Annotated in this window: 23 protein-coding genes, 1 tRNA gene and 1 pseudogene; 13 read left to right on the plus strand and 12 right to left on the minus strand. The window is 62.9% G+C overall.

The window, feature by feature from the left end; translation table 11 throughout:
* Position 1: 1 nt before the first annotated feature.
* The 3 genes from hemF to LZ005_RS04780 are packed head-to-tail and all read right to left on the minus strand — an operon-like array spanning position 2 to position 2907.
* Positions 2-904, minus strand: a complete 903-nt coding sequence (hemF, locus tag LZ005_RS04770; RefSeq protein ID WP_237805206.1) for an oxygen-dependent coproporphyrinogen oxidase — start codon at positions 902-904, stop codon at positions 2-4.
* 2 nt (positions 905-906) lie between these two features.
* On the minus strand, positions 907-2178 hold the full coding sequence (gene purD / locus LZ005_RS04775; RefSeq protein WP_237805208.1) for a phosphoribosylamine--glycine ligase: 1272 nt from the start codon (positions 2176-2178) through the stop codon (positions 907-909).
* Positions 2179-2181: 3 nt separating this feature from the next.
* Complete coding sequence (locus LZ005_RS04780; protein ID WP_237805210.1) at positions 2182-2907, minus strand: YebC/PmpR family DNA-binding transcriptional regulator; 726 nt, start codon at positions 2905-2907, stop codon at positions 2182-2184.
* A 113-nt stretch (positions 2908-3020) separates the two neighbouring features.
* Between LZ005_RS04780 and LZ005_RS04785 the strand changes: the two genes are divergently transcribed.
* From LZ005_RS04785 to LZ005_RS04795, 3 genes are read left to right on the plus strand one after another with little or no spacing between them, the layout of a single operon-like run.
* Positions 3021-3908, plus strand: coding sequence for a DMT family transporter (locus tag LZ005_RS04785; RefSeq protein WP_237805213.1), 888 nt, complete (start codon positions 3021-3023; stop codon positions 3906-3908).
* A gap of 1 nt (position 3909) precedes the next feature.
* A complete protein-coding gene (locus LZ005_RS04790) occupies positions 3910-4293 on the plus strand; it encodes a methylglyoxal synthase (RefSeq protein WP_237805214.1) in 384 nt (127 codons plus the stop codon).
* A gap of 21 nt (positions 4294-4314) precedes the next feature.
* Positions 4315-5292 (plus strand): quinone oxidoreductase, encoded by a 978-nt coding sequence (locus LZ005_RS04795; RefSeq protein ID WP_237805216.1) that lies wholly within the window; start codon positions 4315-4317, stop codon positions 5290-5292.
* 29 nt (positions 5293-5321) lie between these two features.
* Here the strand turns inward: LZ005_RS04795 and LZ005_RS04800 are convergent, their stop codons facing one another.
* Positions 5322-5927: a DUF4136 domain-containing protein gene (locus LZ005_RS04800; protein WP_237805218.1), complete on the minus strand. Its 606-nt coding sequence runs from the start codon at positions 5925-5927 to the stop codon at positions 5322-5324.
* 227 nt (positions 5928-6154) lie between these two features.
* Here LZ005_RS04800 and pepN point away from each other — a divergent pair, with 227 nt between their 5' ends.
* The 7 genes and pseudogenes from pepN (at position 6155) to LZ005_RS04830 (ending at position 12538) form a co-directional block, all read left to right on the plus strand.
* Complete coding sequence (gene pepN, locus LZ005_RS04805) at positions 6155-8764, plus strand: aminopeptidase N (protein ID WP_237805220.1); 2610 nt, start codon at positions 6155-6157, stop codon at positions 8762-8764.
* A 36-nt stretch (positions 8765-8800) separates the two neighbouring features.
* Positions 8801-9799: a class 1 fructose-bisphosphatase gene (locus LZ005_RS04810; RefSeq protein WP_237805222.1), complete on the plus strand. Its 999-nt coding sequence runs from the start codon at positions 8801-8803 to the stop codon at positions 9797-9799.
* A gap of 57 nt (positions 9800-9856) precedes the next feature.
* Positions 9857-9932: transfer RNA gene (locus tag LZ005_RS04815), tRNA-Thr, on the plus strand.
* Between the two features lie 335 nt (positions 9933-10267).
* Positions 10268-10402 (plus strand): annotated as a pseudogene (locus LZ005_RS21870) (hypothetical protein); the annotation flags it as partial.
* A 98-nt stretch (positions 10403-10500) separates the two neighbouring features.
* Positions 10501-11418, plus strand: coding sequence for a GSU2403 family nucleotidyltransferase fold protein (locus tag LZ005_RS04820; RefSeq protein WP_237805224.1), 918 nt, complete (start codon positions 10501-10503; stop codon positions 11416-11418).
* 251 nt (positions 11419-11669) lie between these two features.
* On the plus strand, positions 11670-12083 hold the full coding sequence (locus LZ005_RS04825; RefSeq protein WP_237805225.1) for a hypothetical protein: 414 nt from the start codon (positions 11670-11672) through the stop codon (positions 12081-12083).
* 11 nt (positions 12084-12094) lie between these two features.
* Entirely contained in the window at positions 12095-12538 is a 444-nt protein-coding gene (locus tag LZ005_RS04830; protein ID WP_237805227.1) for a hypothetical protein, read from the plus strand.
* A gap of 430 nt (positions 12539-12968) precedes the next feature.
* On the opposite strand, the gene LZ005_RS04835 is transcribed toward LZ005_RS04830, so the two are convergent.
* The 6 genes from LZ005_RS04835 to LZ005_RS04860 all read right to left on the minus strand — a co-directional run bounded on the left by LZ005_RS04835 (position 12969) and on the right by LZ005_RS04860 (position 17528).
* Positions 12969-13223 (minus strand): PAAR domain-containing protein, encoded by a 255-nt coding sequence (locus LZ005_RS04835; protein WP_237805229.1) that lies wholly within the window; start codon positions 13221-13223, stop codon positions 12969-12971.
* Positions 13224-13241: 18 nt separating this feature from the next.
* Positions 13242-14879 carry a tetratricopeptide repeat protein gene (locus LZ005_RS04840; RefSeq protein ID WP_237805231.1) on the minus strand — a complete coding sequence of 546 codons (1638 nt, stop codon included), beginning with the start codon at positions 14877-14879 and terminating at the stop codon, positions 13242-13244.
* Positions 14880-14882: 3 nt separating this feature from the next.
* Complete coding sequence (locus tag LZ005_RS04845) at positions 14883-15290, minus strand: hypothetical protein (RefSeq protein WP_237805233.1); 408 nt, start codon at positions 15288-15290, stop codon at positions 14883-14885.
* A gap of 18 nt (positions 15291-15308) precedes the next feature.
* The gene (locus LZ005_RS04850; protein WP_237805235.1) at positions 15309-16715 is read right to left on the minus strand and encodes a tetratricopeptide repeat protein; all 1407 of its coding nucleotides are present in this window, start codon (positions 16713-16715) and stop codon (positions 15309-15311) included.
* 18 nt (positions 16716-16733) lie between these two features.
* Positions 16734-16946: a hypothetical protein gene (locus LZ005_RS04855; protein ID WP_237805237.1), complete on the minus strand. Its 213-nt coding sequence runs from the start codon at positions 16944-16946 to the stop codon at positions 16734-16736.
* Positions 16947-17255: 309 nt separating this feature from the next.
* On the minus strand, positions 17256-17528 hold the full coding sequence (locus tag LZ005_RS04860; protein WP_237805239.1) for a phage late control D family protein: 273 nt from the start codon (positions 17526-17528) through the stop codon (positions 17256-17258).
* Between the two features lie 442 nt (positions 17529-17970).
* Between LZ005_RS04860 and LZ005_RS04865 the strand changes: the two genes are divergently transcribed.
* Positions 17971-19326, plus strand: coding sequence for an FAD/NAD(P)-binding protein (locus LZ005_RS04865; RefSeq protein ID WP_237805241.1), 1356 nt, complete (start codon positions 17971-17973; stop codon positions 19324-19326).
* On the opposite strand, the gene LZ005_RS04870 is transcribed toward LZ005_RS04865, so the two are convergent.
* Positions 19323-19613, minus strand: coding sequence for a hypothetical protein (locus tag LZ005_RS04870; RefSeq protein ID WP_237805242.1), 291 nt, complete (start codon positions 19611-19613; stop codon positions 19323-19325). The genes LZ005_RS04865 and LZ005_RS04870 overlap by 4 nt on opposite strands.
* A gap of 138 nt (positions 19614-19751) precedes the next feature.
* Here LZ005_RS04870 and LZ005_RS04875 point away from each other — a divergent pair, with 138 nt between their 5' ends.
* Positions 19752-20015: a hypothetical protein gene (locus tag LZ005_RS04875; RefSeq protein ID WP_237805244.1), complete on the plus strand. Its 264-nt coding sequence runs from the start codon at positions 19752-19754 to the stop codon at positions 20013-20015.
* A 7-nt stretch (positions 20016-20022) separates the two neighbouring features.
* Positions 20023-20895, plus strand: coding sequence for a hypothetical protein (locus LZ005_RS04880; RefSeq protein WP_237805246.1), 873 nt, complete (start codon positions 20023-20025; stop codon positions 20893-20895).
* Between the two features lie 4 nt (positions 20896-20899).
* Here LZ005_RS04880 and LZ005_RS04885 read toward each other — a convergent pair whose 3' ends face one another.
* The gene (locus tag LZ005_RS04885; protein WP_237805249.1) at positions 20900-23989 is read right to left on the minus strand and encodes an efflux RND transporter permease subunit; all 3090 of its coding nucleotides are present in this window, start codon (positions 23987-23989) and stop codon (positions 20900-20902) included.
* Positions 23990-23994 lie beyond the last annotated feature (5 nt).

Raw genomic sequence — 23994 nt, forward strand, 5'->3', positions numbered from 1 at the left:
CTCAGTCCTTGAGCCAGTCGCGGTGCGGCAGGAAGTCGGTGTACAGCTTCGCTTCCGGGCTGCCGTCTTCCGGATGCCACTGATAGCGCCATTTGACGATCGGCGGCATCGACATCAGGATGGCCTCGGTCCGGCCGCCCGACTGCAGGCCGAAATGGGTGCCGCGGTCGAACACCAGGTTGAACTCGACATAGCGCCCGCGCCGGTAGGCCTGGAAGTCGCGCTCGCGCTCGCCATACGGCGTGTCCTTGCGCGCTGTCAGGATCGGCAGGTAGGCGTCGAGGAAGGCGTCGCCGACGCGGCGCGTCATGGCGAAGCTGGCTTCGAAGCCGGGGGCGTTGAAGTCATCGAAGAAGATGCCGCCCACGCCGCGCGCTTCCTGGCGGTGCTTCAGATAAAAATACTCGTCGCACCAGGCCTTGAAACGCGGATGCAGCTCGGGGCCGACGGCATCGTGGCAGACGCGGTGGAAATGGCGCGCGTCGTCCAGATTGCCGTAGTAGGGCGTCAGGTCCATGCCGCCGCCGAACCACCAGACCGCTTCTTCGCCTTCGGCCGTGGTGATGAAAAAGCGCACGTTCATGTGCACGGTCGGCGCATACGGGTTACGCGGGTGCAGTACCAGCGACACGCCCATCGCCTCCCACTGGCGCCCGGCCAGCTCGGGGCGGTTGGCCGCGGCCGAGGGCGGCAGCTTGGCGCCCTTCACGTGCGAGAAATTGACCCCGCCGCGTTCGAGCACATTGCCTTCTTCGACCAGACGCGAAATGCCGCCGCCGCCTTCGGCACGGGTCCAGGCATCGCGCAGGAAGGGCTTGCCGTCCACGCCTTCGAGGCCGGCGACGATGCGCTCCTGCAGATCGAGCAGCCAGGCCTTGACCTGGGCGGAATCGGGCGTCGTCATGATCAGTGCTTCAGGCCGCGCCAGCCGATATCGCGGCGGAACTGCATGCCGTCGAAGTGGATCTTGTCGACCGTTTCATAGGCCTGCTTCTGGGCCATGCGTACCGAGTCGCCCAGGCCGACCACGCACAGCACGCGCCCGCCGGACGTCACCAGCGCGCCATTGGCGTCGATCTTGGTGCCGGCATGGAAGCTCACGCATTCCGGCGTGTCGGCCGGGATGCCGTCGATGCGGTCGCCTTTCTTCGGGTCGTCCGGATAACCGGCCGCAGCCATCACGACGCCGACTGCGGTGCGGCGGTCCCAGTCGAGCTCGACCTGATCGAGGGTGCCGTTGACGGCGTGCTCCATCACCGTCACGAGGTCGCTCTTCAGGCGGCTCATGATCGGCTGGGTTTCCGGGTCGCCCATGCGGCAGTTGAATTCCAGCGTGCGCGGGTTGCCCTGGGCGTCGATCATCAGGCCGGCATACAGAAAGCCGGTGAACACGATGCCGTCCTTGGCCATGCCCTGCACGGTCGGGTTGATGATTTCACGCATCACGCGCGCATGCAGCGAGGGCGTGATGATCGGGGCCGGCGAATAGGCGCCCATGCCGCCCGTGTTGGGGCCCTGGTCCTGGTCCTGCAGGCGCTTGTGGTCCTGGCTGGTGGCCAGCGGCAGCACGTGCTTGCCATCGACCATGACGATGAAGGAGGCTTCTTCGCCGGCGAGAAACTCCTCGATCACGATGCGGGCACCGGCATCGCCGAATTTATTATCGGCCAGCATGTGGTCGACTGCGGCGTGGGCTTCTTCCAGGGTCATCGCCACCACCACGCCCTTGCCGGCGGCCAGGCCGTCGGCCTTGATCACGATCGGCGCGCCGTTCGCGTCCACATAGGCGTGGGCGGCGGCGGCCTCGGTAAAGGTCTGGTACTTGGCGGTGGGGATGCCGTGGCGCTGCATGAAGGCCTTGGCGAAATCCTTCGAGCTTTCCAGCTGGGCCGCCTCGCGCGTGGGGCCGAAGATCTTCAGGCCGCGCGCACGGAACAGGTTGACGATGCCGGCCGCCAGCGGCACTTCGGGCCCGACCACGGTCAGGGCGATGTGCTCTTTCTCGACGAAATCGGCCAGGGCGTCGAGCTCGGTGATGGCCACGTTCTGCAGGCGCACGTCGCGCGCCGTCCCGCCATTGCCCGGCGCGACGTAGACCATCTGGACCTTATCCGATTGGGCCAGTTTCCAGGCCAATGCATGTTCACGGCCACCCGAGCCGACGACCAGGATCTTCATGGATTATTCTTCAATGACGGCGTTGGTATAGACCTCTTGCACGTCGTCGAGGTTCTCGATGGCGTCCAGGAGCTTCTGCATTTTCTGTGCGTCTTCGCCGGTGAACACGGTTTCGGTGGCCGGCTTCATGACCACTTCGGCCACTTCGGCTTTCAGGCCGGCCGCTTCCAGCTTTTCCTTCACATTGCTGAACTCGTAGGGATCGCAGATCACCTCGAAGCCGCCTTCCTCGTCGGCGATGACGTCTTCGGCGCCGGCGTCGAGCGCCACTTCCATCAGCTTGTCTTCATCGGTGCCGGGGGCAAAGAAGAACTGGCCGCAATGCTTGAACAGGAAGGCCACCGAGCCTTCGGTACCCATATTGCCGCCGTATTTGTTGAAGGCGTGGCGCACCTCGGCCACCGTGCGCACGCGGTTGTCCGTCATGCAGTCGACGATGATGGCGGCGCCATTGATGCCATAGCCTTCGTAGCGGATCTCTTCGTAGTTGGCGCCTTCCAGGCCGCCCGAGCCGCGCTGGACGGCGCGGTTGACGTTATCCTTGGGCATATTGGCGTCGGCCGCCTTGTCGATGGCAAGGCGCAGACGGGGATTGGCATTCGGGTCGGCACCACCGAGACGGGCGGCGACCGTGATTTCCTTGATCAGGCGCGTCCAGATTTTGCCGCGCTTGGCGTCGGTGGCGGCTTTCTTATGCTTGATATTGGCCCATTTGCTGTGTCCAGCCATGTTGCAATTCCTTCGACAGGTATACAAAGAGTGGCCGATATTCTAGCACAGGGGGGCGGGCCGAAAAACGGGGACGGCCGGCGCGCCGGCGCGGAAACTGCTACATTGAACGGATGACCCGTTCCTCCTACCTGGCCGGGCTGGCCATCGCGCTCGGCGGCGCCATCCTGTTCTCGACCAAGGCGATTGTCGCCAAGCTGCTCTACCGCTACCAGCTCGACGCCGTCACCGTGCTGGCCTTCCGCATGCTGTTTTCGCTGCCCGTGTTCGCCGCCGTGGCGCTGTGGAAGATGCGGCGCGAGGCGCCCTTGTCCACGGCCGACCGCTGGCGCGTGCTCGGGCTGGGCCTGGTCGGCTACTACCTGTCGAGCTTCTTGGACTTTCTGGGCCTGCAATACATCTCGGTCGGGCTCGAGCGCCTGATCCTGTTCCTGACCCCGAGCTTCGTGCTGCTGATGACGGCCTTCCTGCTCAAGCGCCGGGTCAGCCGCACCGAATGGACGGCCCTGGGCCTGTCGTATGCCGGCATTGTGCTGGTGTTCCAGCATGATGTGCGCGGCGGTGGCTGGGGCGCTGTGCTGGGCGCCAGCCTGGTGCTCGGTTCGGCGTTTGCGTATGCGGTCTACCTGCTGCAGTCGGGAGAGCTGGTCAAGCGGCTCGGTTCGCTGCGCCTGGTCGCGTATGCGATGTGCGTGTCGAGCGCGGCCTGCATCGGCCAGTTTCTGCTGCTGCGTCCGGCCGCGCTGCTGGTCCAGCCCCTGCCCGTGTACGGCCTGTCGCTGATCAACGGCGTGTTCTGCACGATTTTCCCGGTCTGGATGACGATGTACGCCGTGCAGCGCATCGGCGCGCCGAGCGCGTCCCAGGCCGGCATGGTGGGGCCGGTCTCGACCCTGCTGCTCGGCTGGGCCCTGCTGGGCGAAGCCGTGACCACGATTCAGCTCGCCGGCACCGCCCTGGTGCTGGGCGGGATCTATCTCCTATCGACCAGGAAGGCCTGAGATGACGCCAAGGATCGCGCTGATCGCGCACGACAAGAAGAAAGACGACATGGTGGCCCTGGCCGGCGAGTTCCGCGCGTTTCTGCAGGGCTGCTGGCTGGTGGCGACCGGCACCACGGGCGCCCGCCTGATCAATGAGCTGGGCCTGACGGTCGAGCGCAAACAGTCCGGCCCCTGGGGCGGCGACCTGCAGATCGGCACCCTGCTGGTCGAAGGCGGGATCGACGCCGTGGTGTTCCTGCGCGACCCGATGACGCCGCAGCCGCACGAGCCCGATATCAATGCCCTGGTGCGCGCCTGCGACGTGCACAACGTGGCCTGCGCCACCAATGTGGCGAGCGCCCGCCTGCTGCTGGCGCAGTTGCGATCGCAACAAAATGTGTAACTTTTAAAACAGGAGACGGCGATGGCCAAGGCAATCCGCATTGCCCGCACCGGCGGGCCCGAGGTGATGGAACTGGTGGACGTGGCGGTGGGCGAACCCGGCCCGGGCGAGGCGCGCGTGCGCAACCACGCCTGCGGCGTCAACTTCATCGACGTGTATTTCCGCACCGGCCTGTACCCGCAGCCGCTGCCGGCCGGGATCGGCATGGAAGGCGCCGGCGTGGTCGAGGCCGTGGGGCCCGGCGTCACCCATGTGCAGCCGGGCGACCGCGTGGCCTATGCGAGCCGGCCAACGGGCGCGTATGCAGACCTGCGCGTGATGCCGGCCGCGATCCTGGTCAAGCTGCCGGACGCGATCGACTTCGAGACGGCCGCCGCCATGATGCTGAAAGGGATGACGGTCGAATACCTGTTCCACCGCACCTATGCGCTCCAGCGCGGCGACACCATCCTGTTCCATGCGGCGGCCGGTGGCGTGGGCCTGATTGCCTGCCAGTGGGCGCGTGCGCTCGGGGTGAAGCTGATCGGCACGGTCGGTTCCGACGCCAAGGGCGCGCTGGCGCTGGCGCACGGGGCCAGCCACGTGATCAACTACAACACCGAGAATTTCGTCGAGCGCGTGAAGGAGATCACGGGCGGCGACAAGGTGGCCGTGGTGTACGACTCGATCGGGCGCGACACCTTCATGGGTTCGCTCGACTGCCTGCGTCCGCGCGGGCTGATGGTCAGCTTCGGCAATGCCACCGGGCCGGTCGACAACGTCAACCTGGCCGACCTGCAGGCGCGCGGCTCGCTGTATGTGACGCGCCCGACCCTGTTCGCCTACGCCGCTCAGCGCAGCGAGCTGGAGGCGATTGCCCAGGGCCTGTTCGACGTGGTGGCGCGCGGCGAGGTCAAGATCGACATCCACCAGCGCTACGCCCTGGCCGACGCCGCCCAGGCCCACCGCGAGCTGGAAGCGCGCCAGACCACCGGCTCCTCGATCTTGCTCCCAGAATAAATGGGGTCAGACCCCGTTTTCCCTTGGGGCTACTTCTTTTCCTCGACGATGTCGATGTTGCGGGTGCCGCCGTTGGGGCCGGGGAAGCCGGTGAAGGCGCTGTGGATCATGGCCGGCAGGATTTCCAGATTGTCGCTGCTCGGGTCTTCATTGCGCACCGTGGCCTCCCACAGGCGGCGGCCGTCGCGCGCATCGACGATGCTCACGTGCAGTTCGCGCTTGTACAGGTGGCGCACGTCGTCGGCAAACGCGCCCATGTAGAACGGCGAGTAGTAGGGACCATAGCGGTAGAACGGCGAGCGCCAGGCCGGATACCAGGGACCGAAGCGGCCCGGATGGTAGAACGGATCGTAGACCAGCTGATAGGCCTGGTCGTACACCTTGATGCCGAGGCTGACGCGCAGATCGGGCGCGCCCGCCATGGCCTCGCTCAGGCCCAGGTGGGCCAGCTCATTGCGCACCATGTTCTGGTAGCCGCGCCATTCGAGCGAGGGACCGTCCTTGCCCGCGGCTTCAAACTGGTAGGTCTTGCCGGCCGGCGCCGCGCTCCATTCGTTGAACGTGGTGACCTTGCTCGAAATGGTCGAGGCGCAGCCACTCAGGAACAGGGCCGCGACCAGAATCAGGCTTCGCATGATGTTCTCCTGTTGGGATATGCATCTAGTCTACGAAGCCGGCCCCTGGTCTGCCAAGCTTTTACAAGTTGTTACGACTGCGACGCGACTTTTTCTCAGCGCGGAGTCCATGCCGGGTTATGGCATCATTGTTAATGTTTGCAATCCGATACGCGGCGAAATCGGCAGGGCCGCTTGGTAAAATAGGGGGCTTGCCCGTTTTTCTGCTTTTTCTGGAGTAGAGCTTCATGCGTCAGCCGACCATTTACCGCAAGGACTACACCGCGCCCGGCTTCTGGGTCGATACGGTGGAACTGGGTTTCGACCTCGACCCCGATCGCACGATCGTGGCCAGCCGCCTGCACATGCGGCGCAATCCGGACAGCCCGGTCAAGACGCTCGACCTGCTCGGCGGCGACATCACCCTGGTGGCGCTGCGCATGAACGGGCGCACGCTCGGCCCGGGCGACTACGCGATCGACAGCGGCGAGCTGCGCATCGCCAACGCCCCCGACGAGGTCGTGCTGGAGATCGAAACCCTGTGCGCGCCGGTGAAGAACACCACGCTCAACGGCCTGTACGTCTCGAACGGCAATTTCTTCACCCAGTGCGAGGCCGAGGGCTTCCGCAACATCACCTGGTACCCCGACCGTCCCGACGTGATGGCGCGCTACACGGTGATGCTGCGCGCCGACAAGGCCGCCTACCCGGTGCTGCTGTCCAACGGGAATCTGGTCGAGCAGGGCGAGCTCGGCGACGGCCGCCACTACGCCAAATGGGAAGACCCGTTCAAGAAGCCGTCCTATCTGTTCGCCCTGGTGGCGGCGCGCCTGGTCTGCCAGGAAGAGCGCATCACCCTGGCGTCTGGGCGCGAGGCCCTGCTGCAGGTGTGGGTGGAGGAGGGCAACCTCGACAAGACCGACTTCGCCATGCAGTCGCTCAAGCACGCGATTCGCTGGGATGAGCAGCGCTATGGCCTGGAACTCGATCTCGACCGCTTCATGATCGTCGCCGTCGGCGACTTCAACATGGGTGCGATGGAGAACAAGGGCCTGAACATTTTCAACACCAAGTTCGTGCTGGCCAATCCGCGCGTGGCCACCGACATCGACTACCAGGGCATCGAGGCGGTGGTCGGCCACGAGTACTTCCACAACTGGACCGGCAACCGCGTGACCTGCCGCGACTGGTTCCAGCTGTCGCTGAAGGAAGGCCTGACCGTGTTCCGCGATCAGGAATTCTCGGCCGATATGATCGGCACCGACAGCGGCCGCGCCGTCACCCGCATCGACCATGTGCGCACGCTGCGCCAGGCCCAGTTCCCCGAGGACGCGGGCCCGATGGCCCACCCCGTGCGGCCCGATTCCTACCAGGAGATCAACAACTTCTACACGGTGACCGTGTATGAAAAAGGCGCCGAGGTCGTGCGCATGTACCAGACCCTGCTCGGCCGCGAGGGCTTCCGCAAGGGCATGGACCTGTACTTCCAGCGCCACGACGGCGCGGCCGTGACCTGCGACGACTTCCGTGCCGCCATGGCCGACGCCAACGGCGCCGACCTCGATCAGTTCGAGCGCTGGTACAGTCAGGCTGGCACGCCGGTCGTGCGCGCCAGCGGCCGCTACGATGCCGGCGCGCGCCGCTATACGCTGCATCTGGCCCAGTCCTGCCCGCCGACGCCGGGCCAGCGCGACAAGCTGCCCTTCCATATTCCGGTGGCGGTCGGCCTGCTCGATGCCGAAGGGCGCGACCTGATCGGCACGCGCGTGCTCGAGCTGCGCGAAGACGCCCAGGACTTCGTGTTCGATGACATCGCGGCCGCCCCCGTGCCTTCGTTGCTGCGCAATTTCTCGGCCCCGGTGATTCTCGAGTATCCGTACACCGATGCCGAGCTGCTGCACCTGTTTGCCCACGACAGCGACCCCGTCAACCGCTGGGAGGCCGGCCAGCGCCTGGCCATGCAGCGCCTGCTGGACCTGACGGCCGCCGCCATCGCCGGCCGTCCGCTGCAGGTGGACGACACCCTGATCGCGGCCATGGGCAAGATGTTGAACGACAGCCGCCTCGATCCGGCCTTCCGCGAGCAGGCCCTGCTGCTGCCGACCGAAACCATGATCGCCGACCGCCTGGCCGAAGTGCATCCTGGCGCCGTCCACACGGCACGCCAGTTCCTGCGTGCCAGCATTGGCGAGCGCCTGCGCAGCGAGCTGCTGGCGGCTGTGGCGGCCAACCAGACGCCCGGCCCCTACAGCCCCGACGCGGGCGCGGCCGGCAAGCGCGGCTTGAAGAATCTGTGCCTGGCCTATCTGGCCTGCGCCGCCGATGGCGAAGTGCACGCACTGGCCCAGCGCCAGTTCGACACGGCCGGCAATATGACCGACCGCGTGGCCGCGCTGCAGGCTCTGATGCAGTCGAACGCACCAGGGGCCGACGAAGCGCTGGCGCGCTTCTACACAGACTTCCACGACGACGCGCTGGTGGTCGACAAGTGGTTCGCGCTGCAGGCCAGCCATCCGGGCACCCACGTGGCCGATGTGCGCCGCCTGCTTCAGCATCCGGCCATGAACATCAAGAACCCGAACCGCGCGCGCAGCCTGATTTTCAATTTCTGCGCCGGCAATCCGGCCCGCTTCCATGCAGACGATGGCAGCGGCTACGCGCTGTGGGCCGAGCTGCTGCTGACGCTGGATGCGATCAATCCGCAGGTGGCGGCGCGCCTGGCGCGCATGCTCGACCGCTGGCGCCGCTATGCGCCCGCGCTGCAGCAGCGCATGCAACGCGCGCTGGCCGGCGTGGCGCGCCGCAAGCGTCTGTCGCGCGATGTGCGCGAAGTGGTCGACAAGGCCCTGGCCAACTAATTCCCAACCATTGCAACCATTGATAAAAGGACTTTCATGAAACGCATCAGCCTCACCCAGTACCTGGTGGAAGAGCAGCGCCTGCACAATTCGATCCCGGCCGAACTGCGCCTGCTGATCGAAGTGGTGGCGCGCGCCTGCAAGACCATTTCGCATGCGGTTGGCAAGGGCGCGCTCGGCGATGTGCTGGGCACGGCCGGCACCGAAAACATCCAGGGCGAGGTGCAGAAAAAGCTCGACGTGCTGTCGAACGAGATTCTGCTGGAAGCGAATGAATGGGGCGGCCATCTGGCGGCCATGGCCTCGGAGGAGATGGAGCATATCCACCTGATTCCGAACCGCTATCCGAAAGGCGAGTACATGCTGGTGTTCGATCCGCTCGACGGCTCCTCGAATATCGACGTCAACGTCTCGATCGGCACCATTTTCTCGGTGCTGAAGGCGCCCGAGGGCATGCACAATCCGACCGAGCAGGACTTCCTGCAGCCGGGCGCGCAGCAGGTGGCGGCCGGCTATGCCGTGTACGGCCCGCAGACCATGCTGGTGCTCACCACCGGCAATGGCGTGAACGCCTTCACGCTCGACCGCGAGATGGGCTCGTGGGTGCTCACCCAGCGCAATATGATGATCCCGGCCGAGACCAAGGAATTCGCCATCAATATGTCGAACATGCGCCACTGGCATCCGCCGGTGAAGCGCTATGTCGACGAGCTGCTGGCCGGGAAGACCGGCCCGCGCGGCAAGGATTTCAATATGCGCTGGATCGCCTCGATGGTGGCCGATGTGCACCGCATTCTGAACCGTGGCGGCATCTTCATGTATCCGGCCGACCTGCGCGATCCTGGCCAGCCGGGCAAGCTGCGCCTGATGTACGAAGCCAATCCGATGGCCTTCATCGTCGAACAGGCCGGCGGCGCCGCCACCGATGGCAAGGGCCGTATCCTCGACATTCAACCGACCAAGCTGCACCAGCGCGTGCCGGTCTTCCTCGGCTCGCGCCAGGAAGTGGAAGTGGTCACTGGCTACCACCAGTAAAAGCGGCCAACTTGACTTGGCAGTTCCGGAAAGACCGGCTATAATGCTGGTCTTCGTGCCGCTGTAGCTCAGTCGGTAGAGCAGCGCATTCGTAATGCGAAGGTCACCAGTTCGATTCCGGTCAGCGGCACCACGAAGACTCTGCAAAGCCCGATTCCCACAGGTCTCGGGCTTTTGCTTTTTGGGCGATCGGCCGCGGAGCGGCAGCGGTACCAATGCCTCAAATTCAGTTGCATCAGGAAGTGCCAGAAAGCCTCGCTTCTCCTACGAGAACCGAGGCTTTTTTGTTTGCAGAAATTGCGCGACGTCTTGCTTCGTCGCGCGGTCATGTGGGTAGAAGGGCGGTGTTAAATCGATGCCCCAAGGTTTGTACCCGCAGCGGCGTGATCAGTGGCTCTGACAGATGTCTTTGTTCGCAATGTCAGACCGAGTGTGTCCAGAGCGGGCGAGCAGTAGGCCGACCGCGGCAGACTTTATCTGCGCGTTATCAGTGCTTCGAAGTACTGGCGCTTCCGATATCGGTTACCTCGGGATGGAGCGGAGCGGCAGTCCCCCGGCCGCAAGATGAAGATGGGTGTCGATCATGTCGTTCCTATCCAATAGATATAAGTATTTGTTTTTAATGGTTTTTCGGTATAAACTCAAAAACTGCGAATTTAAACCGAAATCCGCCTTATATGCTCGAGTTAAACAATGACCAAATGCGCCAGTACATCGACGCTCGGGCCGCCTTTGAGGCGCGCGAGGAGGCGTTGGCGGAAGCTGAGCAGGTGCGAGGCGGTATGTATTGGCACAAAGGACCGCCCTCGGCACCGGATCAAGTCTACCTGGTGCGTACCAGCGCCGGTGGTGGCGAAAAGAGCCTCGGGCCGAAGTCGCCACAGACCGAAGAGATGTTCGCCCGCTTCACCCAGCGCAAACAGTATGCCATCGAACGCTTGAAGGGATTGGATGAAGCGGTACAGCAGCACGAACGCTTGAATAGGGCATATCGCGTTGGCCGCGTCCCTGCGCTTGTCGTCTCCCTGTTGCAACAACTCGAAAAGACGAAGCTGCAGCAGTACTTCCGTGTCGTCGGAACACACTCGCTCTATGCTTATGAATTTGCCGCCGGCGTGCGCTTCGACTCGGGCGCTGTGGCCACGCGCGACATTGACCTCTTGTGGGATGTGCGCAAGCGGGTCCAGTTCGCGACTGCGCTCGCGCGGGTCGACACTTCCATGATCGGTGTTCTGCGGAAGGTCGATAGATCCTTCAAGGTGCGGAGCGGCCAGCAATATACCGCGGTCAACAAGGACAGCTTCGAGGTTGACATCCTTAGACGGGAACAGCTTGGTAGCGACCCGCACCCGCTACGCCTGAGCGAAGACGAAGACGACTTCTGGGTAACCCAGGCGCCGCGCGCGAACGAGTTGCTCGACTCTCCGGGGTTTTCGAGCATCATCGTGGCCACGAACGGCAAAATGGCCAGGATGCACACGCTCTCGCCGACCGTGTTTGTGCGTTTCAAGCGCTGGATGAGTTCCCTCAGTAACCGCGATCCGCTAAAGCGCAATCGAGACCAGTTGCAGGCTGACGCGGTTCAGCACGTGATCGACCACTACCTGCCGCCACAATAGCGGCACAAGAAAGAGGGCGGGCGGCACATCCTGTCAGATCAAGTCGCGACTACTACAGTTAATCGACCCCGGCGTTTGGGCGCGATTTTACGAAGGCCGGCATTTCGACTTTCGCCATGTTGCGCAACGTTTTTTGAAAGGTTTGAGTTTCAAGGCGGCATCTCCCTTTGGCGTAGCTTTCAGCGTTGCTGCGTGTCAAGGCCGACATGCAAAGTCTCAACAAAATAGGAGAGACTTAACCGGGGGAATCTATGGGCGACCTGAACGTTTCCAAAGCGGGCAAAGCGAGATTTCGTCATACGAAGCGTCAAAGCCGTCCGCCGAAGGCGGGGTGGACAGAACGAGATCCTACCTTAGTGCCAGCGACAGTACAGAGCGCTCTCAAGGAGGCTTTGAAGATTGAAAAAGTGTCGATGGGCGAGTATGACGACTTTCTTTGGATAATCGCGCAGGAGTCCTCCGGTGTTGTTGATGCTCGTAACCCAACGTCCACCGCACGTGGGCTATTTCAGTTGCTGCGTGCACAGTACGGCTTGAATCCCAATGGAGAGAGGTCATTCGGAAAAGCTGTTGAGGAATGCCAGGGTGGCATTCACTATGTGCTTGGCCGATATCATTCGGCTGCTGCGGCAAAGCGCTTTTGGTTGGTACACCATTGGTATTGATGGAAGTGAACATGCGCATTCTGGCGTTGATATTGGCCTTGCTAACGACATCCGTTCAGGCCGAGCCAAAGTTTTCTGATTTCCCGGCAGAGCGATTTTCTGGCGCTACAGCAAAAGTGAAGCTGTCAGATCAAAAGAGTCGCCAATATGCCAGCGCCCTTCGCGCTTCAGCCAAGCGCAGGCCAGACTTTGCGGGACACTTTGTATTGGCCACTTGGGGATGCGGCGCATCGTGCGTCATGGGCGCGGCGATTGACGCCAAGACCGGTGCGGTAACTTGGATTCCATTCACCGTTTGCTGCTGGTCGGCTTCTCATTCGTCACCGATCGATTACCAGCGCAACAGCCGACTTCTCGTGGTGCATGGCATGCGCAACGAGACGGGGCTGGAAACGGATGTCGGCTATTTTGTCTTTGACGGAGAAACGTTTGCGGAGCTGAAGCCGACCCCATAGCGCAATCTCGGAACATATGAGGCGCTTGTGGCTAGTACTAGCGGCAAGTCTTGCATTCTTCTGCCTCCGAGCCGGCTAGAATCGCGATCCGATGTGGCATCCGGTTGTGCAACGTGATCGGGCGTGGAAAACTTCGCACGATCCGCTGTGTCTGGCCCTACAATCACGACCGGCCGAACATGGCCTTGGGCGGCATCACCCCGAAACAGAAACTCGCACTCGCCGCTTAGCCTCTACTTCTGGAGTGCATCAAAAAAGGCGGAATTACCCTGGAAGGCCTCCGACACTAAGCTTTAACCTTGTCCTCCGCACGCACGTCGGCGGGCTCGGTGCACATGGCGCCATTGTTGCTGGGATCGAAGTACTTAAAGCACCCCAGCTCGGCCGGGGCATGTGTGTCCACGGCACTGGAGACTCGTGTCATGTGTCTTCAGTGTGAGGCGATCAAGCGCGCGCCGCAGGCTGTTGTGTCCTGATCATAGGCGTAGGGCTTGCCTTCATGCTTAGCCCCGGCACCTCCCGGCGTGATAGGGAAGGTGCCTTTGCATTTTGGGCAGTACGTCATATCGCCAGCCAAAGCCGCTTCGATGCCCAAGACGACCGTCCCGGACGACACCGAAACAACCTCGCCGCCATGGTCAGTCTTGCCGTTCAAACGGATCACGCTACGGCCTTCGTGTTTCACGGCTTCACTCCATTTGATTCACTTTGACTTCGTTTGAACAGTGCCCGCAGGAGCCGCTTCCATTAAATGCCATTGGAGTTCGCTGCTGTCGATGGGCAGCATCCAATCCCGTTTCGGGTCCGGGAAGGGCTGACCTGCAGTCAGCCAGGCCTGTCGCCACGGTTGATTGATCGCCTGCTCAAGAGCATGGCCCGGCGGCACCCAGGGCTGCCATACACCGGTCTGCTTACAAGGCTTAGAACCGAGGCAATCAACGTATGGTTCGGGACGGGCAAGCGTCGTGGATAGATTCATGGCTGTACGCGGTTCTGCGGCGCCACCGTTGTTTCGGACGGTCAGCACGCGCTTCCAAGCCAGTCCTTTAGGGGAGATCCACGTCCTCAAGGTTTCATCGAACCGTTGCGGGACCTCAAATCTCTCTCCTTTCGAATACAGACCGGGTGGTATGGCGGCCAGGAATTCGCGCATCGTTGCGGTTTCACTATCGGCGACCGGTTGCCAGTAGCTCTCGAAGGGGGCATTGGCTTCGCGCGTGGTCTCATTGGTCAGCATTAAGTCGTAGGCAGCATCGAGAAAGTAGCGGCCTTTTCGTTTTGAGGCTTCTGTCGGTTTTGCTGGAGCGGGCGGCGGGACGACTGCCATGGCGGCGCGAAGCAGGCTATCGCGCTTGCCATCCCAAGGTGGCAAGGGCGCAGGCGGCAAAGGCAAGATCTTGTCGAGGTTGGGGAAACGACGATACGGATTGAATTCTAAAGCTTCCGCAAGGACGCTGTATCGCTCACTTCTCGCTTTGTCGATAAATGGAACAAATGTATCCGATGGGTCGGGAGGGGTCATGAATTCGATCATGAGTAAGGCGGCGCAGCCGTTACAGCCTAGCCTGACTCCCTCGTGCAAAAGATGCAGGACCCTGTCATGCGTCTCAGCCGTTGGATGGCCGATGATCGAACCGTCGGGCCTTCGAGGGACTCTATACATGGTATGTAACTCCTCGGCGGCGGGGCCATACCCTTGCGCAAGCGCACACTCCATCATTTTGGTAGCGACAGGAATATTGCCCCAATAGCCGGACACCAGACCATCTGCACCAGCATCCATCTTCTCGCCTAGAAAACTCATCGATTGGGGGCTTCCCATCTCGGCGGCCTTTTGTAAGACCGCATATGCCCCAGCCACGTCGCCTGGAAGTTGGCCGTTCAAGATGTGCGTCCCGAGCCGGTCATATGCGGCCGGTATTCCCAAATTGATCGCTTCATCAATGATTTTGAGCGCAGCGTCTGTCCCATTGGGCTTGTCATGGCCATCCAGGTATAGGTTCGCCAGATTCAACATCGCTTTCCAATGATGCCGCTCGGCCGCCCTTCTGGTGAGGTCCACGATCTTCTTGTAATCTCGTTTTTCCCTGAATATGCTGGGATCTTCAAGCGACCGGGCTTCAAGGAACCAATCATCAGCCTGCGCGTCGATCGGCGGCACCTTGTTGGCTTCGATTTGACACGAAAAGTTCGCGACATGAGGATTGAAGAGCGGCACCAATGCCGTTCCTGCTAAGACGTATTCTGGTTTCATTTTGCACGATGCTCCCAGCGCGGAAAACGTGAGGATGCTAACGATGAAAAGTGTGTTCCAGCTTGGGTGATGCTGATGCGTAGACATAGTTCACCCCAGTCGAATCAAGGATTTTCCAGAATCATCGAGAGGAACTATGAGCCCTTCCATTTTTCTCTCTCGGGGATCCAATGAATTGGCCTGCTGTTTTCTCCGATTTCTCTTCGCCTGCTTTTCCCAATTGGCTAAAGCGTATTTCACTGCGTCATTTGTCAATTCGCTGCAATTAATCTTATCGCTGGTTAGCTGGCCCCAGATATTGACGCGCAACGTCCTCGCGTGATTAGGCCGGGGAACAACTTGTTCTCGTTCGGGAGCTGGCATCGCAATGAAGATGTGCGGAATGTTCCGGGGGCGTGATCGATGCTCATGACGGCGGTTTCGGAGTACATAGACAACCTTGCCTCCATCGCCGGTCTTATCGTTCAAGCGGATCACGCTACGGCCTTCGTGTTTCATGGCTTCACTCCATTTGATTCACTTTGACTTCGCTTGAACGCTGCCCGCAGGAGCAGCTTCCATTAAATGCCATTTGAGTTCGCTGCTGTCGATGGGCAGCATCCAATCCCGTTTCGGGTCGGGGAAGGGCTGACCTGCAGTCAGCCAGGCCTGTCGCCACGGTTGATTGATCGCCTGCTCGAGAGCATGGCCCGGCGGCACCCAGGGCTGCCATACGCCGGTCTGCTTACAAGGCTTAGAACCGAGACAATCAACGTATGGTTCGGGACGGGCAAGCGTCGTGGATAGATTCATGGCTGTACGCGGTTCTGCGGCGCCACCGTTGTTTCGGACGGTCAGCACGCGCTTCCAAGCCAGTCCTTTAGGGGAGATCCACGTCCTCAAGGTTTCATCGAACCGTTGCGGGACCTCAAATCTCTCTCCTTTCGAATACAGACCGGGTGGTATGGCGGCCAGGAATTCGCGCATCGTTGCGGTTTCACTATCGGCGACCGGTTGCCAGTAGCTCTCGAAGGGGGCATTGGCTTCGCGCGTGGTCTCATTGGTCAGCATTAAGTCGTAGGCAGCATCGAGAAAGTAGCGGCCTTTTCGTTTTGAGGCTTCTGTCGGTTTTGCTGGAACAGGCGGCGGGACGACTGCCATGGCGGCGAGAAGCAGGCTATCGCGCGTACCATCCCAAGGTGGCAAGGGGGCAGGCGGCAAAGGCAAGATCTTATCGAGGTTGGGATAGTGGCGGTCTGGATTCGCGCTTATCAGGTCACTCATCATTGAATATCGCTTGCCTCGCGCCTTGTCGATGATAGGGACGAACACTTCATTCGTGTCGCTTCGCCCACCGAATTGCCTCGATAGACTATTGGCACACATATCGCATCCTTGCTTCACGCCCTCGTGCAAGATGCGGGTTGTGCGATCTTTTGTTTCTGGCGTTGGACCGGCCATGTATGAGCCAGCGGCGTCCATGGGGTAAAAATACAGATATTCAAGCTCTGCCGCGGCGGGACCATAACCTTGGGCGAGCGAGCATTTGAGCATCTTGAGTGCGACGGGATAATTGGCCCAGTAGCCGGGCACGAGGTTGTCCGAGCCCGCATACATTCTTCTGCCCAGATAGGTCATCGATTGCGGATTGCCCATGTTTGCTGCGGTTTGCATTAAGGCATAGGCTTTGTTGAGGCCGCCGGGCAAATCGCCGTTGAGCATATGGGCGCCCATTTGATCGTATGCGGCTGGTATTCCAAGTTTGACTGCCTCCCAAAGCAAATCGGCAGCCTCATTTTGGCCTCTCGGGAGGTCGCGTTTTTCAAGATAGAGACTTGCAAGATTGAGCATTGCTTTCCAGTGCCGTCGCGCCGCAGCTTTGCGCGTCAGTTCGACGACGCGCTTGAAGTCGACTTGATCTAGGTCGGGATTCGAATCTTCCAAGGATCTGGATTCTAGGAACTAATCATCGGCTTGTGCATCGATCGGCGGCACTTTGGTCGCTTCCATTTGGCAACTGAATTGTTTGATATGCGGATCAAATGGCTTTATTTCGAGCACGCCCTGTTCGTGCTCGCGAATTTTCATGATTTGTGAGGAACCCAAGGTGAAAACGGCAAGGATGACGATTGCAGCGGTCTTCGGCTTTCGGATTTTCTTTGCGATGTCGAACATGCTTCACCCCAACCGAATAAAGGTTCGCCTGGAATCGTCGAGTGGGACGATGAATCCGTCTACGTGCTTCAGATATCACACATCGGCCCGTTTGAGGACGAATAGCTGAATGATTTCTTACCTGGTTGCTGTGTTCTGGCCAAATGGAAGTGGGGCTTCCATTGTTCGTGATTGTTGGCGTGTATTACGTCATATCGCTGGCAAAAGCCGCTTCGATACCCATGACAGCAGTCCCGGACGACACCGAGACAACGTCGCCGCCAGGGTCAGTCTTGCCGTTCAAGCGAATCACGCTACGGCCTTCGTGTTTCATGGTTTCACGCTATTTGATTCACTTTGACTTCGCTTGAACGCTGCCCCCATCAGGGCCTTCAGCGGAATGCTGGCGTCGTCCGACAGAAGTTCAATCTCGAAGCGAAAGCAACGCGAGATTTCTTCGCGGGCGAGAAGTCGGTTGGGGAGGAGAATCGCGTTCGGCCCATCCTCGCGCGGAAATTCCAGGCGAAGCAAACGGTTGTCTTGAGAGTCGGCACTGAAAACCGACCATGCGGATACGGCGGCATTTGCTTCGTTTCCACTCATACTCCAATCTCCCTGACAGCGGGCCGTGCATCACGCACGGTTTGGTAAATGTGGAGAGTTAAAGTAACTTCCCTTGGGAAATGAAGGCTTGACAGTTGTCAACTGGCGGGACGGAATATGCGGGCGGCTCAAAATGCCGATGTAACGGAAGGAGCTGCAGCAACTGGCGTGCAATTCCAAATTGAAGATGGAACGGTAGGTCCTGGTAACGAGCCGCGCATGACGTGGGTCGCAATTTTTTAATAAACTGCGGCTGTAGAAACGAGAATCAAGCTGGCGCCGGTTCACAATGTGCTGGTACATTAGCGGGCGTAAAATTTTTGAACAATTAGCAAGAGCCCCGCATTGGAATTTCGATCAGCGCAACGCAGACACTCTGCCAGGCCCGACTTTCACAGGTCTCGGGCTTTTGCTTTTTCGGCGATCCGCCGGGGAGGGTAGTGTGCGCAGGATTCTGGTGATTGGCGCCGGCTTCTCCGGTGCGGTGGTGGCAGCGCGCCTGCTGCGCGAGGCCCAGGGGCCGCTCGAGGTTTGCCTGGTCAATGGCAGCGGTCCGGTGGCACGCGGCATGGCCTACGGTACCCAGAGCGCCGACCATTGCCTGAACGTCCCGGCCGGGAACATGAGCGCCTATGACGAGGATCCCGGCCACTTTCTGCGTTACGCCCAGACGCGCCTGCCGCACACCGGCCCCGGCGATTTCGTGCCGCGTGCGCTCTACGGCGACTATCTCGAACATCTGCTGGCTGAAGCCGAACGCAAGGCGTCTCATGCGCGTCTGGAGCGGCGCCTGCGCCAGGTCGAGCGTATCGAGGGCGGGCAGCGCGCTTATTTCAATGATGGCAGCGTCTTCGTGGCCGATCAGATTGTGTTGGCGCTCGGCCACTTCCCCTCGACCGATCCGGCCATCGCCGATCCATCGTTCTACCGCAGCGCGCGCTACCTGCGCGATCCCTGGGATACCACGCAGCTGTCGGCCATCGGAGCGAACGATCCGGTGCTGCTGCTGGGGACGGGACTGACGGCGGTGGACATGAGCCTGAGCCTGCTGGCGCGCAATCCTGCGCGGCCGATCCTGGCCGTGTCGCGGCGCGGCCTGATTCCGCAGGCGCACCGCAGCGCAGCCCACAGCCCGGCGGCCGGTGACGCCCACAGCATCTGGGGCGAGGCCCAGGGCGTGCGCGCGCAGTTGCGCGGCCTGCGCAATTTCTGCCGCGCGCTGGAAGCGGCGGGGCGCGACTGGCGCGAAGCTTTCGCCATCCTGCGGCAGTGCACGGCGCCCTTGTGGGAGGCCTACGATCTGAAGCAAAGGCGGCGTTTTCTGCGTCACGTGCAGCCGTTCTGGGATACCCACCGGCACCGCATCGCGCCGCAGCTGGCGCAGCGCTTCCAGGCGGCGCTGGACGCGGGCGTGATCCAGATTCACGCTGGCCGCCTGCAGCGCATCGACGAGGTCGATGGCATGGTGACGGCCTGGGTGCGCCCGCGCGGGCAGGACGCGCTGCTGCCGCTGCAGGCGCGCTGGGTCATCAATTGCACAGGGCCGAGCGCCGATCCGCGCCAGGCCAGCGGCGGCCTCGTGCAGCAGCTGCTGGCGGAAGGCCGCTTGTGCGCCGATCCGCTTGGCCTTGGCATCAATGTGGCGCCCGACTATGCGCTGCGTGATGCGCAGGGCAATGCTTCGGACAGCCTGTTCTATATCGGACCCTGGCTCAAGGCCGACTTCTGGGAAGCGACGGCGGTGCCCGATCTGCGCCGCATCGCGCGCGAACTCGCCGCCCGGCTGTTGCGCGCCTAAGTGCGCGGCAGCACGATGACCAGCGGCGGCTGGGGTGCCGCCGGACCGTTGCGCGGTGGGGTCGCGTAGTTGAGCACGAAGGTGAGGATGGTGATGGCGCCGGCCGTGATCGCGAGCGCGGTGCCGACGATCCATTTGATGAGCTCGGCTTTCATATCGGCCAGCTCCTGTTTGGTGGCAAACCCATCCAGGCGCGTGTCGATGACCTCGAGACGCGTTTCAATGCGTGCCAGGCGCGGCGTGGTGTCGGCCACAAAACCCTCGAGTTGTTCGATGCGCTTCTCCATAGGCAGATGGTCGCGCCGCGCGCAGCGCCTGTCAAATGGCGGACGCAAACGTGCGGGCGTGTGTTAGGCAGCGCACGGTGAGGCTCGGCGGTTCGTTCTAAGGTGGGGTTGGCTTCCCCATCCCACCAAGGAGTGAACATGGAAAATTCCACCCAACATGGCAATGGCCACGATACCCATCGTCAGGCCGCTACCCCCAGCGCGACCGAAGTGGCCGATCAGGCCGCCAGCATGGCGGAACAGGCGGGCCACGCCCTCAGCGAAAAATCACGCCAGCTCGGCGACGCCTACCAGCGCTTCGCCGAATCGGGGCGTGAATGCGTGCGTTCCAGCCCTGCCACTTCGGTGCTGGTGGCCCTGCTCACGGGCTGGGCCCTGTCGCGTCTCTTCTTCCGCAAGTGAGGCTGCCATGCAAGCTCATACTCTACCTCTCACAGCCAGTGGCGAGGGCGCCAGCTGGGCCGACAGCGTGCGTTCCGGCGTGGCCTGGGGCGCCATTTTTGCCGGTGCGGCGGCGGCCGGCGCCCTGTCCCTGATTCTGTTCATGCTCGGCATCGGCCTCGGCTTGTCGACCGTGTCGCCATTTGCCATCAGCACCCAGCCGATCGGCTGGTCCAGCATCGGCTGGATCGCCCTGACCGAGCTGCTGGCCTCCGGTGTCGGCGGCTATATGGCCGGGCGCCTGCACACGCGCTGGAACAGCACCAGCCGCGACGAGGCCGGCTTTCGCGACATGGCCCACGGCATGCTGGCCTGGGCGGTGGCCTCGCTGATGATGGCGGCGCTGCTGGCCAGTTCGGTGCGCGCCGTGGCCTCGGGTGCGGTCGATATCGCCAGCAACACGGCCGCGAATGCCGGCGCGCCCAACCTCACCGAGTACTACGCCGACATGATGCTGCGCGGCGGGAACCCGGGCGATGCAGCCGGCGCCGGCCTGCGCAATGAAGTCGGGAAAATTCTGCTGGCCAATGCGCGCAGCAACAGCATGGCAGCCGAGGACCGGGCCTATCTGCTGCGCATGGTGATGGCGCGCAGCGGCGCCAATGAGGCCGATGCCGGCGCCCGCGTTGACGCCGTCTACACGCGTTTTGAACGCGCCACGGCCGAGGCCCAGGCGCAGGCGCGCGAGGCGGCCGACCGGGCGCGCCGGGCGGCCGCGTATTCGGCCTTGTGGATGGTGGCGGCCCTGGTGCTGGGCGCGCTGACGGCCAGCGTGTGCGCTGGCCTGGCCGGGCGCGGGCGCGCGCGTGAGCGCACGCCCGAGGATTCCGGCCTGCCCTGAACGTTCAGGCCTGGCTGGCCGCGGCGGCCGGTTTGCGCAGTGCGCGCCCGCGCTTGAGCAGCCATTGGGCCAGGTCGTCCACGTAGGTGAACACGGCCGGGACCACCAGCAGGCTCAGCAGGGTGGACGTGATCAGGCCGCCGATCACGGCCACCGCCATCGGCGAGCGGAAGCTCGGGTCGGCGCCCATGCCCAGGGCCAGCGGCAGCATGCCGGCGCCCATCGCGATGGTCGTCATCACGATCGGGCGCGAGCGCTTGTGGCAGGCGTCGACCAGGGCGTCGAAGCGGCCCATGCCGGCGCGGCGTGCGAGGATGGCGTAATCGACGAGCAGGATCGAGTTCTTGGTCACGATCCCCATCAGCATGATCAGGCCGATCATCGAGGGCATCGACAGCGCTTTGCCGGTCAACAGCATCAGCACGAAGGCGCCGCCGATCGACAGCGGCAGGGCGGCCAGAATCGTCAGCGGTTGCAGGAAGTCGTGGAACAGCAGCACCAGCACGCCGTAGATGCAGAGCACGCCGATCAGCATGGCAATGCCGAAGCTGTCGAACAGGTTCTCCATCTCCTGGGCGTCGCCGAGCTCGGCCACCTGGACGGCGGCCGGCATGTTCTTGAAGGCCGGCAGATTGCGCGCCTCTTCGTTGACTTCGCCGAGGGCGCGCCCGCCGAGTTCGACCGTCATCAGCACATCGCGGCTGCGGTTCAGACGGTCGATCTGGGCCGGACCGCTGTCGAGGCGGATATCGGCCACCTGGCTCAGCATCACCGGGCCGTTTTTGCCTGGCACCAGCAGGCGGCCGATCGCCTCGAGGTCGGCGCGCACCGGATTGGGCAGCTTGACGCGGATTGGCACCTGGCGCTCGGTCATGTTCATCTTGGTCAGGGCCTGGTCGTAGTCGCCGGCGGTGGCGATGCGGACGGTCTCGCCGATGGCGCTGGCGGTCACGCCGAGGTCGGCGGCGCGCGCGAAGTCGGGGCGCACGATGATTTCCGGACGTACCAGGGCTGCGCTCGAGGCGATATTGCCCACGCCTTTCAGCGTGCGCAGTTCCGTTTCGACGCGCTGGGCCGCCGCGTTCAGGGCCACTGGGTCTTCCGAGCGCAGCACCAGTTCCATCTTGGTGCCGGTGTCGGGCGGGCCGACGTTGAAGCGCGCGCCGGGCAGGTTTTCCAGGGCCTTGCGCAGTTTGCCTTCCAGCTCGGGCATGCTTTCCTTGCGGTCGTTGCGGTGCACGGTCGTCAGGGTCAGCACGGCCCGGCGCGCTTCGGCCGCAGCGCCCGGCGCAAACGCATCGCCGCTGGAGCCGCCGCCGACCGAGGAAAACACATGCAGGACGCCGGGCACGCGCATGGCGGCCAGGCGCGCCTGCTCGGCCAGCGCATGGGTTTCCTTCAGCGTCGAGCCCGGCGGCAGCTCGACCGTGATCTGGGTCTGGCCGCGGTCGGCGGCCGGCACAAAGCCGGTCGGCAGCAGGCCGGTCAGGCCAAGCGAGGCGACGAAGAACAGGCCGGCCGCCAGCACCGTGGCCAGGCGGTGGCGCAGGCACCACTGCATCACGCGCATGTAACGCGCCATGACCGGGCCGTCCGCCCCTTCCGTGTGGGTGACGGGTTTGAGCAGGTAGGCGGCCATCATCGGCGTCAGCAGGCGCGCCACCAGCAGCGAGGCCAGAATCGCCAGCACTGCTGTCCAGCCGAACTGCTTGAAGAACTTGCCGGGGATGCCGCCCATGAAGGCGGTCGGCAGGAACACGGCGACCAGGGCGAAGGTCGTGGCGATCACGGCCATGCCGATCTCGTCGGCCGCCTCCATCGCCGCCTCGTAGGGGCTCTTGCCCATGCGCAGGTGGCGGGCGATGTTCTCGATCTCGACGATGGCGTCATCGACCAGCACGCCGACCACCAGGGCCAGCGACAGCAGGGTCACGGTATTGAGCGTGAAGCCGAACCACAGCATGCCGAGGAAGGCCGGCAGCACCGACAGCGGCAGGGCCGCGGCGGCAACCAGGGTGGCGCGCCAGTCGCGCAGGAACCACCAGACCACCAGCACGGCCAGCAATGCCCCTTCGTACAGCAGTTCCATCGAGCCACGGAAGTTCTCCTCGACTGGAGCGGAATTATCGATCACCTCGCGCAGCACGATCCTCGGATTGTCTTTCTGCAGTGCGGCCATGGCGGCGCGCACCCCCTTGGCGACGGCCACCTCGGACGCGCCCTTGGTGCGGAACACCTCGAAGCCGACCACCTTGTGGCCGTCCTGTTCGGCCAGGGCGCGCGGCTCGGCCACGCCGTCGATCACGCGCGCCACCTGGTCCAGACGCACGTGGCGGCCGTCGGGCAGCGGCAGGTCGAGGCGGGCCAGCTCGGCCGCCGTCTGCACGGTGGCGATCGTGCGCACCGACTGCTCGGCTCCGGACACATCGCCGCGCCCGCCCGGCGCCTCGCGCTGCACTTCGCGCAGGCGGTGCGAGACATCGGCGGCCGAGACCTTGAGCGCGGCCATGCGCTCGCTGTCGAGTTCGACGCGCACTTCGCGGTAGACGCCGCCGACCCGCTTGACGGCGCCCACGCCGGGCACGGCCAGCAGGGCCTTGGTCACCTTGTTGTCGACATACCAGCTGAGGTCGGGATCGTCGATCGGCGCGCCCTTGGCCGCCTCGGCCACGAAGGTCTGGACGACGCGGCCGGCGGTGGCGGCCTTGGTCACGGCCGGCTCGCGCAGATCGGCCGGCAGGTCGGCCCGCACGCGCGAAATGGCGTCGCGCACTTCATTGACGGCGTCCGATACATTCTTTTCGAGAATGAATTCGACCGTGATCGTGGCCGTGCCGTCGAGGATATTCGTGTAGATATTCTTCACCCCCTGCAGGGTGGCCACGGCGTCCTCGATCTTGCGCGCCACTTCCGTCTCCAGCTGGGCCGGGGCGGCCCCGTCCAGATTGGCATTGACGGTCACGATCGGCAATTCGATATCGGGAAAGTCCTGCACCGTATTGCCGACATAGGCCAGCCAGCCCGCCAGCGACAGCAGGGCGAACAGCATGATGGCGGGAATCGGGTGCTTGATCGATAAGGCGGAAAAATTCATGGGCC

It is taken from the genome of Massilia sp. TS11, from assembly GCF_022012445.1.
Lineage (GTDB): Bacteria > Pseudomonadota > Gammaproteobacteria > Burkholderiales > Burkholderiaceae_D > Telluria.

Bases quoted from the DNA above. Each gene is read 5' to 3' on its own strand.
- LZ005_RS04810 (WP_237805222.1), top strand. From the start codon at position 8,801: ATGAAACGCATCAGCCTCACCCAGTACCTGGTGGAAGAGCAGCGCCTG.
- purD (WP_237805208.1), bottom strand. From the start codon at position 2,178: ATGAAGATCCTGGTCGTCGGCTCGGGTGGCCGTGAACATGCATTGGCC.
- LZ005_RS04845 (WP_237805233.1), bottom strand. From the start codon at position 15,290: ATGAAACACGAAGGCCGTAGCGTGATCCGCTTGAACGATAAGACCGGC.
- LZ005_RS04780 (WP_237805210.1), bottom strand. From the start codon at position 2,907: ATGGCTGGACACAGCAAATGGGCCAATATCAAGCATAAGAAAGCCGCC.
- LZ005_RS04885 (WP_237805249.1), bottom strand. From the start codon at position 23,989: ATGAATTTTTCCGCCTTATCGATCAAGCACCCGATTCCCGCCATCATG.
- LZ005_RS04830 (WP_237805227.1), top strand. From the start codon at position 12,095: ATGCGCATTCTGGCGTTGATATTGGCCTTGCTAACGACATCCGTTCAG.
- LZ005_RS04820 (WP_237805224.1), top strand. From the start codon at position 10,501: ATGCGCCAGTACATCGACGCTCGGGCCGCCTTTGAGGCGCGCGAGGAG.
- LZ005_RS04825 (WP_237805225.1), top strand. From the start codon at position 11,670: ATGGGCGACCTGAACGTTTCCAAAGCGGGCAAAGCGAGATTTCGTCAT.
- LZ005_RS04800 (WP_237805218.1), bottom strand. From the start codon at position 5,927: ATGCGAAGCCTGATTCTGGTCGCGGCCCTGTTCCTGAGTGGCTGCGCC.
- LZ005_RS04855 (WP_237805237.1), bottom strand. From the start codon at position 16,946: ATGTTCGACATCGCAAAGAAAATCCGAAAGCCGAAGACCGCTGCAATC.
- LZ005_RS04860 (WP_237805239.1), bottom strand. From the start codon at position 17,528: ATGAGTGGAAACGAAGCAAATGCCGCCGTATCCGCATGGTCGGTTTTC.
- LZ005_RS04840 (WP_237805231.1), bottom strand. From the start codon at position 14,879: ATGTCTACGCATCAGCATCACCCAAGCTGGAACACACTTTTCATCGTT.
- LZ005_RS04795 (WP_237805216.1), top strand. From the start codon at position 4,315: ATGGCCAAGGCAATCCGCATTGCCCGCACCGGCGGGCCCGAGGTGATG.
- LZ005_RS04785 (WP_237805213.1), top strand. From the start codon at position 3,021: ATGACCCGTTCCTCCTACCTGGCCGGGCTGGCCATCGCGCTCGGCGGC.
- hemF (WP_237805206.1), bottom strand. From the start codon at position 904: ATGACGACGCCCGATTCCGCCCAGGTCAAGGCCTGGCTGCTCGATCTG.
- LZ005_RS04790 (WP_237805214.1), top strand. From the start codon at position 3,910: ATGACGCCAAGGATCGCGCTGATCGCGCACGACAAGAAGAAAGACGAC.
- pepN (WP_237805220.1), top strand. From the start codon at position 6,155: ATGCGTCAGCCGACCATTTACCGCAAGGACTACACCGCGCCCGGCTTC.
- LZ005_RS04870 (WP_237805242.1), bottom strand. From the start codon at position 19,613: ATGGAGAAGCGCATCGAACAACTCGAGGGTTTTGTGGCCGACACCACG.
- LZ005_RS04880 (WP_237805246.1), top strand. From the start codon at position 20,023: ATGCAAGCTCATACTCTACCTCTCACAGCCAGTGGCGAGGGCGCCAGC.
- LZ005_RS04875 (WP_237805244.1), top strand. From the start codon at position 19,752: ATGGAAAATTCCACCCAACATGGCAATGGCCACGATACCCATCGTCAG.